The organism is Paenibacillus sinensis (assembly GCF_019904155.1).
Classification (GTDB): Bacteria; Bacillota; Bacilli; order Paenibacillales; family Paenibacillaceae; genus Paenibacillus_AQ; species Paenibacillus_AQ sinensis.
This window is the reverse complement of sequence record NZ_JAHCMB010000148.1, coordinates 266,587-280,251: the sequence shown is the minus strand read 5'-3', so window position 1 is coordinate 280,251 and position 13,665 is coordinate 266,587. Positions and strand designations below refer to the sequence as shown.

Below are 13,665 nucleotides of genomic sequence, written 5' to 3'. Positions count from 1 at the left end.
TAATATCGACGATTTTCCTATCCAGTCCTAGCTATCCCGAAGTGAATTCTTTATGCTGGGAATAGTGCTGTTTTGCAATTGGTTAACTAACACCCGAACAAGCTAAGGAGGTTCATATGGAATACACCTATTTGGGAAGAAGCGGACTGGAGGTTTCCCGGCTCTGTCTGGGAACGATGACGTACGGTGAATGGGATATGAACGAGAAGAGCTCGCTTGAGATCATTAGCCGGGTGCTCGATTCAGGCGTTAACTTCCTTGATACGGCCGACACTTATGGCAAAGGCTCAAGCGAGGAAATCATCGGCAAAGCTGTGAAGGGACGCCGGGATCAGGTCATTCTGGCGACGAAGTTCAAGGTGCGCACGGCTGAGGGACCCAATGGCGAAGGCGCAAGCCGCTACCGGATCATGCGCCAGGTCGAAGCCAGCCTGAAGCGGCTCGGAACCGACTATATCGATCTGTACCAGGTGCATCGCCCCGATCCGCATACGCCACTCGATGAAACGCTGCGGGCGCTGGATGATCTGGTCGCCCAAGGGAAGGTGCGCTATATCGGCTGCTCCAATTTCGAAGCATGGAGAATCGTGGAATCACTGTGGACAAGCGACCGGATGAACCTGGAACGCTTCATCACTAATCAGCCGTCATACAGTCTGTTCAACCGTTATATCGATCAGGAAATTCTGCCCGTCAGTGTCCGTCACGGCCTGGCAACTTTGGCTTATTCGCCGCTCGATGGCGGCTGGCTGTCCGGCAAATACCGCCTCGGACAACCGATTCCGGACAATTCACGGGGAGAGCGGATGAACCCGGATTCTCCGGATAATCGGACCAAGCTGGAGAAGGTGGAGAAGCTCGCGCAAATTGCCGAAGGAAAGAACATCCGGCTGAGCCAGCTGGCGCTGGCCTGGTTGCTGCACCGTCCGGGCGTCATTCCGGTTGTCGGTATCCGCAACGAGAAGCAGCTTGAGGATAATCTGAAGGCGCTTGAGGTGAGCTTAACGCCGGAGGATTTGGCGGCGATCGATTCAGTGTCGCCGAGTCCGTATCAGGATTTTACCGGAGACGGAAGCTTCTGGTTTAACGAACCAAGGGCATTTCGATTCAAATAGCGGAACAGGGCGCTGGGCAAATGCATAGGATAGTAGCAAAATCCAGCTCCGAAAGGATTGAGCTTATGTCCATGTCCATGTATCCCGGCACACAGAATCTGATTTATCAGGCCGACTCGGCCTCGGTCCATCATGTGAGAAAAGTGCGCGACCAAATGCACGGCTCGCTGAAGCATTATATGAATCGTAAGGTAAGGGTTCAGACGATCGACGGCGAAGTGTATGAAGGCTGCATTGCCGGACTTGATGCGGGTCATCTGTACTTAACGGTTATGTATGAAGCAACGACGACCACAACGACAACGACCATGCCGGCGCCGCCTGCTCGCGCATTCTTCCCGTCTCCCTTTCATCCAACCCATTTCCCGGTCAATCCGGCAGGCAGCGCTCTTCTGCCGCTTGTTCTGTTCAATCTGCTGGCGATTTCGCTGATTTAGGCCTGTACATCAACAGGAGAGAAGCCCCTTCACCTTGCGGTGAGGGGCTTCTTGCCTTTGTGCCATCTGGAGTCTCGTGGACGTATGGGCCGTCTTAGGAACTCCACAATTAATTGTTTCCGTTGTTACCGCCGGTTCCTGTATCGGTGAGTGTAATGCTATCCGCAATCTTTGAGCCGCTCTTCAGCACGTATTGAACGACATCCCCGGCTTTCAGATCACCTAAAGTGATCTCCGTCTCTGCCCGCTTGCCATCTGTAATGGTGACGGAGATGAGCTTCGTCGAGGCGTTCACGGTAAGAGTAACCGTCTCGCTGGTGAAGCTCGGCTGTCCGCCGCGCGGTCCTCCAGCGGCGGATGAGCCCTCGCCAGCGGCGGACTGACCTTCGCCGGCAGCAGGCGGGCTGCCGCTGGGGAGAGGCATCGGGCTTCCCGCTGCATCCGCGCCGCCTACTGCCGATCCGCCCTGCGGAGCGGAGGGCGCTTCGGCGGTATACACCGTGATCGTCCCGTCCCCGATGCTCTTGATCTTGCCGAAGCTCATGGCGTTCGCGCCGCCGGGAGCTTCGGCCTTGCCCGGGCTGGCAGCGGGAGCCTGCCCGGGGTTCGCCGCCGCCACCGGAGATGCGGCCGGCTTCGCGGTGGCCGCCTGCGCCCCGGCGGCCGGGGTTGCGGCCGCTTTCGCAGTCGCGGCCGGCTTCGCGCTCGCCGCCTGGCCCGCTCCGGCCCGGTTCCCGGCCGGAGTGTCGCTTGGCGGCGAGCCGCCCGCGCCCCTGCTGCCAGGGGCGCCTCCTTTGCCGCCGGCGGGCATTCCGCTCGGCGGCGTGCCGGAGCCGCCGGCCTTGTCGCCGGCCGGCGGAGCGCCCTTGCCGCCCGCGCCGGATGGCGGCGGCGTTCCCTTGCCGGCCGCTGGCGTAGCGGCCGGAGTCGCCGAAGGCGTCGCCTGTGCTGCGGCGCCCGGCGAGGCTGCCGGCAGCATGCCGCCGCCCTGCGGCTGCAGCTGCTCGATCCGTACGGCCAAAAGCGTGCCGTCCGTCAGGGTAACCCTGACAATATCGCCGGCTTTCAGATCGGCGAGTCCGAATGCAGCTTCCGTGCCGCTGCCGGAACCTGCATACTCCGTGCTATCATTCACCGTAACCGTGATCTGCTCTCCGGTGAATGAGGAATTACCGTTGTTATCCGCTTCTGATATTTCACCTGTTTCGCCATTTCCTGTGTTCATCGAAGCCGCTTCGCCAGTTGCTGAAGCCGCTGCCGGGTCCCTGCCGCCGGATTTGGCGGAAGCGGACCCGCCGGTGACGGCTCCCGAACCTTGCTGCAGCATTCCTACGTCATTGGCGCTATCCCCGGATTGTGTTCCGCCGTTCACTTCATCGTCCGCCGCCTTCGTCAGCGTCAGTTCGCTGCCGGCGATGGAATCGATTCGTCCGATGAAGCTGTCGCTGTAAGGCTTCGCGCTGGCTGCCGGCGTCGGGGCAGGGCTCTGCTGAACAGCTTCCGCCTCATCCTTCCCGCAGCCTGTGAGCAGCGTAAGGACAAGCAATGCTCCCCACAGCAGCAGGGGCTTTCTGTGTACCATTGTTTGGATTCTCCCTCCTTATGACATCTGCCTGCGATTTCCGGCATAATATACCAAAAAAAGCTGAAGGTTAGTTGAAAGCCAGCTGAAAGTAAGTTGAATGCAGGCAGGCTCCTGAACGGGAGGAAAACGTATGATTTCGAGTCCATCCACACTAAAAAAGCAGCCTGACCGCTTAAAGCCGGTTCAGACTGCCTTCTTATAAACTCTGAATTTTATCGTACATTTGAATTTGAATATCTCATGAATTTATTCATTGTCTTTAATTTTCGTTCACGACGGCGATGATTTCATCCTCCAGCTCCAGCCGGACATCCTCCGGATAAGCGCGGATATTGTACTCGGTGTGAAGATATCGGAGTACCGCCTCAACGATGTTCGAGGCCACCAGGTACTGGCTTCGTCCCTGGGTCAACACCTCGGCGGTGAAGCCGGTATCCTCATCCCAGCTTAGCTCCACCTGAACGTCCCGAACGTTGACGCCCTTGCGCTCCGCCAAATGAAGGCATATGGCGTTGATGATTTCATCCATGCTGAGAACGGTCGGCATTAGTAGCGATCGCTCCGTTCTTCATATCTTCTGCGTTCATTTCTGCGGCGGAACAGCGAGAGGACGAGCATCACTACGAGATAAATGGCCAGCATGTTCACCGCAAAGCCAAGGATGTTGCCGAAGAAGCCCATGCCTCCGAACAAACCGCCGAACAGCATGCCGGCCAGACCGCCGATCATCATGCCTTTAAAGAAGCTCCCGCCGCTGAAAAATCCCCGCTTGGCCGTCGTCGCGGCTGTGCTTGAGTACGAGGAGCTTTTGGTTGAATCGCTTTTATATGTGCTGCTCTGTGTCGATTTGTTAGGCGTCGATTTATATCCCTGAACACCTGACTTGAAGCCACCGCCGCCGCGGCGGGCATCAGCGTAATCCGGTGCGGCTGCCCCGAAGAAGAGTGTAAAAGCCATAACGACCAGCATTGCGCTCTTGATAAATTTCATGGATTGGAATTGACCTCCTGTAGTAATGTCTTGTCCGGTAATACGGGGAAGTGTTCTGATGGTTTCATTTTTAAATGATAAAAATTTAAGCTGCGCGATGAAATCCCGAGGTGGACATACTGGTCTTTCTGTTGGAGAATGAAGGGACCATACTAGTCATCAGGGAGATGAAGTCATGCCGCCAACCGAACGGTTCGATATTTATGACGAGCACCGCAATCCGATCGGAACCGACACCCGGGAGAACGCACACGCCAGAGGGCTCTGGCATCAAACGTTTCACTGCTGGGTGCTGAATCCGGAGATCGGCGAGAAGGGCAGCCTGCTGTTTCAGCTCCGGCACAAGGATAAGGATACCTTTCCCGGAAAGCTGGATACCTCATGCGCCGGACATTTGCAGGCTGGAGAGACGGTGGAAGACGGCGTTCGGGAGCTGAAAGAGGAGCTGGGACTGGATATACCGTTTGACCAGCTAGCGTACTGCGGTGTATGTACCGAAGAGAGCCGTCCGTCGCCAGGTATCATAGACAATGAATTCAGCCAAGTCTTTTTGTATGTCTCGCCCCAGCCACTGGAGGCTTATGATTTTCAGCGGGAGGAAATTTCCGGATTGTTCTTTGTGGATGTTGCGGCATTTCAACAGCTGGAATCCGGAGAGATCGAAAGCTTGAGAATTCAAGGAATTATCGAGGACGAGAATACGGGAGAGATTCTTGAGGAGGAGAGGGTCGTGACAATCGACAGCTTCACCCCGAATACGGAGGAATACTACCGGCTGCTGTTCTCTCATTTATAGCTTGGGCAAACAGCGACTCAAAGTGCAATCAATTGTTGTAGACTTACTCTTACTGTTAGGCCAGAGCGGAATCCGAAAAAACAAACGATTCGCTACTATAATTTGCCCGATACCTTTCTCTGCAATCTGCAATAAACTATATCAACCTTAAAGAAAGGGAGTGATATAGTTGGGATTCAGTAGAGTAAGTCTCTCCATGTGGTCCGGCATCAATTTCACCAACCGCCGGATTGTCTTCAGACGCAAGGGAATTGCCGTTCGTGATCTTCGCGTATTTCGGTTTGACAATGTTCTGTCCAGCTTCCGGATTCGCAATGAAGTGGTGAGATCTCAAGTTACGCTTATTCTGTTCTCCCGGATTAACTTTCAAGGTTCATTCCGTGTATTCCGCGGCAGCCAAAGCGTAGCGGACTTGAGAAGATTTAGCTTTAACAATGTTACTTCATCGTTTATTCTGGTGGACCGCATTCTGTCCGACTTTGAAATCGCGCTGATTCAGAGCACTGGAAGACCGCCTCATGGCGTCATCGTCATCAAGCAATAGTCTTTTGCCCTATGCAAGATGGCTGTCTTCGAACAGCATCGTCCCGCTATATGATACGGATTTTGAGCAAGCAGCCCGGTGCCGACAGCGGTGCCGGGTTTTTTATGCTGAGTTATATCGGCTGATCTTCTATCGCTGCATCATTTTCGGCAAAAAAAGGCGCGGGCACAATGCCCGCGCAAGCAGCAGTACAGAGAGATGTCAATCGTTGCTGGCGTACCCTTCCGTGACAAGCTCCAGGGCGCCGGTAGCCGGGTCCATAATCATGCCATGAACGGGGACACCCGGGGGGAGCAACGGGTGATGCTTAATCATCCCCACAGTCTGAATTACCCCGTCTTTTGTACTGTCAAACCCGCGCAGCCACTCGGTCAGCTTGATCCCCGAATGCTCCAGCGTGTCCAGCACCTGATCCGAGACGCCGCGATCCTTGATCGACTGGATCATATGATCCGCATTGAGGGAGGCCATGCCGCAGCCATGGTGACCGACGACAATGACCTCGAAGGCATTCAGCTCATACAGAGCGACCATGACGCTGCGCATCACGCTCCCGAAAGGGGAGGAGATAATGGCGCCGGCTGTTTTGACGATTTTGACGTCACCGTTTTTAAAATTCATCGCTTTCGGAAGCAGCTCCACGAGCCGTGTGTCCATGCAGGTGATGATCAACAGCTTTTTGTCGGGGAACCGGCTGGTCAAATAGGCTTCATATTCCTTGTTCTCTACAAACTGTGCATTGAACTCCATAATGTCGGAGACTTGGCTCATGGTACGTGTAACCTCCTAATTAAATTAGTTCGAACGGGGAAGAATCTCACAAGAGGAGTGCGAATGATATTCGCTGAGCTCCAGTCCGCGCAGGTCGCGAAGTTGAATGTTCTTCCCGTATAGCTGGGAATCGCTGGTCAGTACAAATGAGGTCATATGCTCGTCCGCATCCAGCTTCAACTGTTCTTCATAGAAAATTTCGTGCTGGGTGTTCACGACAAAAGGCAGTCCGCCGGCTTCGACGTGCAGGTCGCCTATGTCAGGCTTATCCAGAATCAGCAGTACGTTAATTCCGTCGCAGCCGCAGGCATGTCCCGTATCGTACAGAAGCTTGAACGTTCCCGGCAGGATTCCAAGCCTTTCCCTCAGCTTTCGCTCCGCAAGCGGTGTAATCCGGATCTTCATGCAGTCCACACTCCTCAGTTGGCGTTCCCTCCGCATGGCGCGAAAGGCCTCATCTGTATATCGAGCGGCCTCAAGTCGCTTCGTTAGTTGATTATACCCACTTAAAAAAGTATCATCAAGAGTAGCATGATTTTACAGAAAGCGGGTGTAAAAAGATGGAACATCAATTACAGGAACAGTGGAATGATTTCGCCGTTCTGCTGGCCAAGATGAGCGGGTACCGCGAAGCGATCGGACTGCTGCATTGGGATTTGCGGACGGGCGCGCCGCGCAAGGGGGCGGAGGTCCGCGCCAAGACGATCGGAATGCTGAGCGGCGAGCACTTCAAGCTGGAGACATCACCAGAAATGGGACGGTTCGCGGAGCTGTTCAGCCAGCCGGAGGCGAACGCCCAGCTATCGGCCGCTCAGCGGAAGATCGTCGAAGACTGCCGCAAAGAATATGAACGGAGCAAGAGTATCCCTCCCGAGAAGTATGAAGAGTACGCCGTACTGGCTGCTCATTCCGAGACGATGTGGGAGTCGGCCAAGGCGGAGAATGATTTTGCCTCATTTGAACCCTTCCTAAGCAAGATCGTGGCTTTCAAACAGGAATTCATTGACAGCTGGGGCGTGAAGGGAACCCGTTATGACACTCTGCTCGATATGTACGAGCCCGATCTCACCGTTGAGAAGCTCGACGAAATTTTCGGCAAGCTGAGAAAGCGGCTTGTCCCGCTTGCGGAGAAAATCGCCGCATCCCCTCATCAACCGGACGCTTCTTTCCTAGAGGGAGAATTCCCGTCTGTCCGGCAGGAGGAATTCGGGTTATTTCTTTTGAAACAGATGGGCTATGACTTTGAAGCAGGCCGTCTGGATGAAAGTGTGCATCCGTTCGCTACAGGTCTGAATCCCGGCGACGTTCGCATAACGACGAACTATGTGCCGGATAACGTGACCAGCTCCGTGTTCAGCTGTCTGCATGAAGGCGGACATGCACTCTATGAGCAGAATATCTCGAAGGATCTCGTTGGTACACCGCTCGCGCAGGGAGCCTCGATGGGGATTCACGAATCCCAGTCCCGGCTGTGGGAGAATATGATCGGGCGCAGCCGGGCTTTCTGGCAGCGGTATTACAGCGATCTTCAATCGCATTTTCCGGAGAATTTTGCAGAAGTTGACATGGAGGATTTCTACCGGGCGATTAACCGGGTGGAGAACACGCTGATCCGGATTGATGCGGACGAACTGACGTACAACCTACATATTATTATCCGTTATGAGATCGAGAAGCAGATTTTTAATGAAGGGCTGCAGGTCAAGGATCTCCCTGAAGTGTGGAATGCCAAGTACAAGGAGTACCTGGGGATCGTTCCGCCTACCAACAGTCTGGGCGTGCTCCAGGATGTTCATTGGTCGGGCGGGGATTTCGGCTATTTCGCTTCCTACTCTCTGGGCAATATGTACGCGGCGCAGTTCCTGAATACGCTTCGGAAAGAGCTGCCGGAATTCGATTCGCTGATTGCCTCGGGCAACCTGCTGCCGATCAAGGAATGGCTGTCGAATGCCATATACCGGTACGGCATGAGCGAAACCCCGTCGCAGATTATCGAACGCGTTACCGGTGAGCCGCTGAACCCCGACTACCTGGCGGATTATCTGGAGCAGAAGTACAGCGATATTTACCATCTGGAAGACCATTAATCGTTCCTGCGCCGGTGGATTATCAAATTTGCAAAAGATATAATAGAAGAAAACCGTCAGTGAAAGGAGAGAGGATATGGCGAATACGTACACCTATAGCCGAAAGGAAGAGGTCGTAAACGCAGTGACGCATGGTATCGGCGCTGTGCTGAGCGTCGCCGCACTGGTGCTGCTCATTGTCTTCTCCAGCATGAGAGGGACGGCCTGGCATGTCGTGAGCTTCTCCATCTACGGCACGTCGATGCTGCTGCTCTACCTGAATTCGACGATTGTGCACAGCCTGAAGGAGGGCAAGGTGAAGGATCTGTTCGAGTTCTTCGACCATTCCTCCATCTATTTGTTCATCGCCGGCAGCTATACGCCGTTTCTGCTGGTCGCCATCCGGGGAACGCTTGGCTGGAGCTTGTTCGGGATCATCTGGGGCATCGCCTTCTTCGGCGTATTGTTCAAGGCATTTTTCACCAAAAGATTTCTCTTCATGTCCACAATCTTCTACATCGCGATGGGCTGGCTGATTGTGATCGCCTGGGGACCGCTGACGGCGGCTGTGGCACAGGACGGCATGTCGCTTCTGATGGCCGGCGGCGTTCTGTATACGCTCGGAACCATATTCTATGTATGGCGGGCGTTCCCTTATCACCATGCGGTCTGGCATGTATTCGTGCTGCTCGGAAGCGTCACCCATTTCTTCGCGGTGCTGCTCTATCTGCTGCCGATCCGGTAAGGATCCAGGGGCCGATAATACGCGCAAAACGACAAGGTAAAGATGACAAGCAAAAGTGCTTGACATCTTTCTTTGTTTTCGGTATGATAAGGGACGTTGAATTGGTGTAAAGTGTTTTTCCTTGACGAAGGGAGTGCCCTTGATGAGTCAGGGTAATCGACTGGAGAAGACGAACCGGATCAATCTGCTATTTGCATTCTACGAACCTCTGCTTACCGATAAGCAGCAGACGTTTCTGAAATATTATTTCCACGATGACTTCTCCCTTGGGGAGATCGCGGCGGAATTTGAGATCAGCCGGCAGGCCGTGTACGAGCATATCAAGCGCGCCGAGCAGGTGCTGGAGAATTACGAGACGAAGCTTGGGTTATTATCGAAGCATGAAATCAGGACCCGGTATTTCGGGGAATTACGTACAATCCGGAATGAGGCGGCGCTGCCGGAACCTTATGGACAGCGCCTTAATGAAATTGTGGATTCTTTGGAGAAGCTGGAGTAGCTTGAAGGGAGAAGGCAGCCTATGGCATTTGAAGGATTAACCGGAAGACTGCAGAACGTGTTCAGCAAGCTGCGCGGCAAAGGCAAGGTGTCCGAAGATGACGTAAACGAAGCGATGCGCGAAGTGCGTCTGGCCCTGCTGGAAGCGGACGTTAACTTCAAAGTCGTCAAGGACTTCGTCGCCAAGGTGAAAGAGAAGGCTGTTGGCAAGGAAGTCATGGAGAGCTTCACCCCTGGCATGGTCATCATCGATATCGTCAACAAGGAGTTGACGGAACTGATGGGCGGCACCCAGGCGAAGCTGGCCAAGGCGAACAAGCCGCCGACCGTTATTATGATGGCGGGCCTTCAGGGCGCCGGTAAGACGACGACCTCCGGCAAGCTGGCCAAGCTGCTGCAGAAGAGCAATCACCGGCCGCTTCTCGTGGCTGGCGACATTTATCGTCCGGCTGCGATCAAGCAGCTGCAGGTTCTTGGTGAGCAGATCAAGGTGCCGGTGTTCTCGCTTGGCGACAAGGTAAGCCCGGTCGAGATCGCGAAGCAGGCGCTGCAGCAGGCCAAGGATGACAATTACGATTATGTCATCATCGATACCGCTGGTCGTCTCCATATCGACGAAGAGTTGATGGAAGAGCTGAAGCAGATTCACGCCGAGGTCAAGCCAGACGAAGTGCTTCTCGTCGTGGACGCCATGACCGGTCAGGATGCCGTGAACGTCGCGGACAGCTTTAACAAGCAGCTTGAGCTTACGGGCGTCGTGCTGACGAAGCTGGACGGCGATACGCGAGGCGGCGCCGCGCTGTCGGTCAAAGCCGTTACCGGCTGCCCGATCAAATTCGCCGCGCTTGGCGAGAAGATCGATGCGCTGGAGCCGTTCCATCCGGAGCGGATGGCATCGCGGATTCTCGGTATGGGCGACATGCTGTCGCTGATCGAGAAGGCGCAGGCGAACATCGATGCCGACAAAGCGAAGGAAATGGAACGTAAGATGCGCAACGCGGAATTTACGTTCGACGATTTCCTGGAGCAGATGGACCAGGTCAAGAAGCTGGGGCCGATCGATCAGATACTTGACATGCTCCCGGGCATGAACAAGGCGAAGGGCATGAAGGACCTCAAGGTTGACGACAAGCAGATGGGCCGTGTCGAGGCGATCGTTCATTCCATGACGAAGCAGGAGAAAGCCCAGCCTGAAATCATCAACCATAACCGCCGCAAGCGGATTGCCGCCGGCAGCGGAACCTCGCTCGCCGAGGTGAACCGTCTCATCAAGCAGTTCGACGAAATGCGCCGCATGATGAAGCAGTTCTCCGGTATGATGGGCGGTATGGGCGGCGGAGGCAAGGGCAAGAAGAACGCCATGAAGCAGTTGAAAGCTCTCGGCGGCAAGGGAATGAAGTTCCCGTTCCGTTAAGTCTTAGCGGCATTGAAGGTTTAAGCATTCAAGGTTTTAGGTTTGTCCGGATTAACCATTGTACAACATAGGTTGATCGGAAGGTTTTAAATCTTTAGAGGTTGTTGGTTTGTGGGTTTGAAACCCGTGACTAGATAGATTCGCAGTAAAGCGTGTCCCGACAGGGACGGCAAGCGATCCAAGCACTCCACCCACCAAGGTCCCACCGAGCTGAACGCCAACGCCAATTGCCATTAGCGGGTGTCCAGAGGGCGGCAGCCCTTGGGGCCCTCCCTTGGAAGGGAGGGGTTGGGAGGGATCGATACTCTTATAAGGAGGTGAATTTCGTGGCAGTACGTATCCGTCTGAAACGTATGGGTGCTCATAAAGCGCCTTTCTATCGTGTAGTAGTTTCCGATTCCCGTTCCCCTCGTGACGGTCGTTTCATCGAGGAGATCGGTTACTATAACCCGGTTGCACAACCGGCAGTAGTGAACATCGATGAGGAAAAAGCTCTGAAATGGCTTCAAACCGGTGCGCAAGCATCCGATACGGTCCGCAACCTGCTCAGCAAAGCGGGCGTTATGAAGAAATTCCATGAGTCGAAGCTGCAGAAATAATGACTGATTGCGAGGGTCCTCTATGGAAGAATTAGTTGCAGTTATTGCTAAGGCTTTAGTGGATCATCCGGAAGATGTGACGGTGCGGGCGGTGGAGAAGGATCACCTTATTGTCTATGAATTGTCGGTTCATCCCGATGATGTCGGCAAGGTCATTGGCAAGCAGGGCAGGATCGCCAAGGCGCTACGAACCGTCGTAACATCAGCAGCAGTCAAGAGCGATAAGCGCGTTACCGTGGACATTTTGTCCTGATCGGTAACCATAAAGAGGGGCCGGGGATCGCCAGATTCCGGCTCCTTTTTGCTAAATCCAAAATTCATGAGAATCCCGTTCCTTGCAGCATAGACGGCAGGTGCGGGGGAACGTTATAAATAGAAGAGAACAGGCAAGGGAGCGGATGTTATGTCGGATACGTTGTTAACCGTCGGCAAGCTGGTCAATACACATGGAATACGCGGTGAAATCAAAATATTGTCGCGAACGGATTTTCCGGAAGTCCGGTTTGTGCCGGGAAGCCAGCTGCTGATTACGCCGGAGGACGGCAAGGAGCGGCTGGAAGTCACAGTGGAATCGTCCCGGGAGCATAAAGGGATGTACATCGTGAAGCTGAAAGGCTACGACAATATCAACCAGGTAGAAAAATACAAAGGCAGTCTCATCAAGGTGACGGCCGAGGATCGGGTGGAGCTGCCGGACAACGAGTATTATTTTCACGATATTATCGGTTGTGAAGTGTACAGCGATAATCCGGATGACGGTAAGCTTGGGGTGGTCACTGAAATTTTAACACCCGGAGCGAATGATGTGTGGGTTGTGAAACGGCCGAAGGGACAGGATTTGCTGATCCCGGTAATTGACGATGTAGTTCTCGATGTGGATGTCCCGGGCAAAAAGGTTACCGTCCATCTAATGGAAGGACTGCTGTGATGATACGGATCGATGTGCTGACGCTTTTTCCGGAGATGTGTGAAGCTGTGTTCGGAACGAGCATCCTGGGCAAGGCAAGGGATAAAGGGATTGCCCGCCTTCAGGCGGTGAATTTCCGGGACTTCTCCGGCAACAAGCATGGCAGCGTCGATGATACACCGTACGGCGGAGGAGGGGGGATGGTGCTGAAGCCGGACCCGATCTTCGCTGCGGTGGAGCATGTGCTGGGAGAGCGCCAAGCTGCCGGAGTTCCGGAAGCAGTAGTTTCTCCGGAAGCTGCGGAAAGCTCGGGAGAAACAGTAGATTTGGAAGCGGCTCTCCCGGCGGAGACTGCGGAATATGCCGCCAATACTGATGGGGTTCCGGACGCTGATGCCAAGCCGCGGATTATTCTCATGTGCCCTCAGGGCCGTCCCTTTGACCAGCGGATTGCGGAGGAACTCTCGAAGGAACAGCATCTGATCTTCATCTGCGGCCATTACGAGGGCTATGATGAACGAATCCGGGAGCATTTGGTTACGGACGAGCTATCCATTGGAGACTATGTCCTGACCGGAGGCGAGCTTCCGGCGTTGACGGTCATCGACGCAGTAGTTCGTCTTCAGCCCGGCGCGCTCGGCAATGAGACATCCGCGGTTACCGATTCCTTCAGCACAGGACTGCTGGAATACCCGCATTATACCCGTCCCCCGGAATTTAGGGGCTGGAAGGTGCCGGATATGCTGCTGAGCGGTCATCACGCCAATATTGAGACCTGGCGGCGGGAGCAGTCACTAAGACGTACGTTTGAGCGTAGACCGGATCTGCTGGAACATGCGGAGCTTAGCGCGGGAGACCGGAAAGTGCTGGAGCGGTTGAAGACCGAAATAGAAAAGAAGGACAAAGACGTTTCTTCAACGTAGCTAGTTGGATTTCAAGTGAATGGCGCACCGAAGGATCGGGAGATAAATTGGGGCTGGGCAAGGAGAATCCGCCGTCATAAAACGTTCATCTCATTCATATAATGTTAAGGTGTCAAGATCCCCGAACTTGGGGTAATTAATAGAGACGCCGTAAACGACAGAAAAGGCTGAACCAGCGAAAGGATGAACTAAAGAGATGACGACGAAGACACACGATGAATACAAGCCGGACCCGAACCCGATCCAGAAGGAAGCGGAGCCGCTCCGCACGGTTA

At 54.4% G+C, this 13,665-nt stretch carries 17 protein-coding genes; 12 read left to right on the top strand and 5 right to left on the bottom strand.

The window, feature by feature from the left end:
• The first annotated feature begins 116 nt into the window (after positions 1 to 116).
• Together KIH86_RS17575 and KIH86_RS17570 are read left to right on the top strand one after the other, a co-directional pair.
• Positions 117 to 1,115, top strand: a complete 999-nt coding sequence (locus tag KIH86_RS17575) for an aldo/keto reductase (protein ID WP_223087011.1) — start codon at positions 117 to 119, stop codon at positions 1,113 to 1,115.
• Positions 1,116 to 1,180: 65 nt separating this feature from the next.
• On the top strand, positions 1,181 to 1,552 hold the full coding sequence (locus KIH86_RS17570) for an LSm family protein (protein WP_223087013.1): 372 nt from the start codon (positions 1,181 to 1,183) through the stop codon (positions 1,550 to 1,552).
• Between the two features lie 109 nt (positions 1,553 to 1,661).
• Here KIH86_RS17570 and KIH86_RS17565 read toward each other — a convergent pair whose 3' ends face one another.
• The 3 genes from KIH86_RS17565 to KIH86_RS17555 form a co-directional block, all read right to left on the bottom strand.
• A complete protein-coding gene (locus KIH86_RS17565; protein WP_223087016.1) occupies positions 1,662 to 3,134 on the bottom strand; it encodes a DUF5666 domain-containing protein in 1,473 nt (490 codons plus the stop codon).
• A 262-nt stretch (positions 3,135 to 3,396) separates the two neighbouring features.
• A complete protein-coding gene (locus KIH86_RS17560; RefSeq protein ID WP_235775456.1) occupies positions 3,397 to 3,666 on the bottom strand; it encodes a DUF2653 family protein in 270 nt (89 codons plus the stop codon).
• Positions 3,667 to 3,683: 17 nt separating this feature from the next.
• Positions 3,684 to 4,127: a hypothetical protein gene (locus tag KIH86_RS17555; RefSeq protein WP_223087020.1), complete on the bottom strand. Its 444-nt coding sequence runs from the start codon at positions 4,125 to 4,127 to the stop codon at positions 3,684 to 3,686.
• Positions 4,128 to 4,302: 175 nt separating this feature from the next.
• Here KIH86_RS17555 and KIH86_RS17550 point away from each other — a divergent pair, with 175 nt between their 5' ends.
• Positions 4,303 to 4,923 (top strand): NUDIX hydrolase, encoded by a 621-nt coding sequence (locus tag KIH86_RS17550; protein WP_223087025.1) that lies wholly within the window; start codon positions 4,303 to 4,305, stop codon positions 4,921 to 4,923.
• Between the two features lie 196 nt (positions 4,924 to 5,119).
• On the top strand, positions 5,120 to 5,467 hold the full coding sequence (locus tag KIH86_RS17545) for a hypothetical protein (protein WP_223087730.1): 348 nt from the start codon (positions 5,120 to 5,122) through the stop codon (positions 5,465 to 5,467).
• 201 nt (positions 5,468 to 5,668) lie between these two features.
• Here KIH86_RS17545 and KIH86_RS17540 read toward each other — a convergent pair whose 3' ends face one another.
• Both KIH86_RS17540 and KIH86_RS17535 read right to left on the bottom strand, forming a co-directional pair.
• A complete protein-coding gene (locus KIH86_RS17540) occupies positions 5,669 to 6,238 on the bottom strand; it encodes a beta-class carbonic anhydrase (RefSeq protein WP_223087026.1) in 570 nt (189 codons plus the stop codon).
• A gap of 24 nt (positions 6,239 to 6,262) precedes the next feature.
• On the bottom strand, positions 6,263 to 6,643 hold the full coding sequence (locus KIH86_RS17535; protein ID WP_223087027.1) for an iron-sulfur cluster biosynthesis family protein: 381 nt from the start codon (positions 6,641 to 6,643) through the stop codon (positions 6,263 to 6,265).
• Positions 6,644 to 6,798: 155 nt separating this feature from the next.
• Between KIH86_RS17535 and KIH86_RS17530 the strand changes: the two genes are divergently transcribed.
• From KIH86_RS17530 to trmD, 8 genes are all read left to right on the top strand, one after another.
• The gene (locus KIH86_RS17530; protein ID WP_223087028.1) at positions 6,799 to 8,325 is read left to right on the top strand and encodes a carboxypeptidase M32; all 1,527 of its coding nucleotides are present in this window, start codon (positions 6,799 to 6,801) and stop codon (positions 8,323 to 8,325) included.
• A gap of 76 nt (positions 8,326 to 8,401) precedes the next feature.
• The gene (gene trhA, locus KIH86_RS17525; RefSeq protein WP_223087029.1) at positions 8,402 to 9,049 is read left to right on the top strand and encodes a PAQR family membrane homeostasis protein TrhA; all 648 of its coding nucleotides are present in this window, start codon (positions 8,402 to 8,404) and stop codon (positions 9,047 to 9,049) included.
• A 142-nt stretch (positions 9,050 to 9,191) separates the two neighbouring features.
• On the top strand, positions 9,192 to 9,548 hold the full coding sequence (locus KIH86_RS17520) for a putative DNA-binding protein (protein ID WP_223087030.1): 357 nt from the start codon (positions 9,192 to 9,194) through the stop codon (positions 9,546 to 9,548).
• Between the two features lie 21 nt (positions 9,549 to 9,569).
• Complete coding sequence (gene ffh / locus KIH86_RS17515; protein ID WP_223087031.1) at positions 9,570 to 10,961, top strand: signal recognition particle protein; 1,392 nt, start codon at positions 9,570 to 9,572, stop codon at positions 10,959 to 10,961.
• A 326-nt stretch (positions 10,962 to 11,287) separates the two neighbouring features.
• Entirely contained in the window at positions 11,288 to 11,560 is a 273-nt protein-coding gene (gene rpsP, locus KIH86_RS17510) for a 30S ribosomal protein S16 (RefSeq protein ID WP_038696793.1), read from the top strand.
• A gap of 22 nt (positions 11,561 to 11,582) precedes the next feature.
• Positions 11,583 to 11,813, top strand: a complete 231-nt coding sequence (locus KIH86_RS17505; RefSeq protein ID WP_038696791.1) for a KH domain-containing protein — start codon at positions 11,583 to 11,585, stop codon at positions 11,811 to 11,813.
• Positions 11,814 to 11,963: 150 nt separating this feature from the next.
• The gene (rimM, locus tag KIH86_RS17500; protein WP_223087032.1) at positions 11,964 to 12,488 is read left to right on the top strand and encodes a ribosome maturation factor RimM; all 525 of its coding nucleotides are present in this window, start codon (positions 11,964 to 11,966) and stop codon (positions 12,486 to 12,488) included.
• A gap of 2 nt (positions 12,489 to 12,490) precedes the next feature.
• Positions 12,491 to 13,390, top strand: a complete 900-nt coding sequence (gene trmD, locus KIH86_RS17495) for a tRNA (guanosine(37)-N1)-methyltransferase TrmD (protein WP_223087733.1) — start codon at positions 12,491 to 12,493, stop codon at positions 13,388 to 13,390.
• The last annotated feature ends 275 nt before the right edge of the window (positions 13,391 to 13,665 follow it).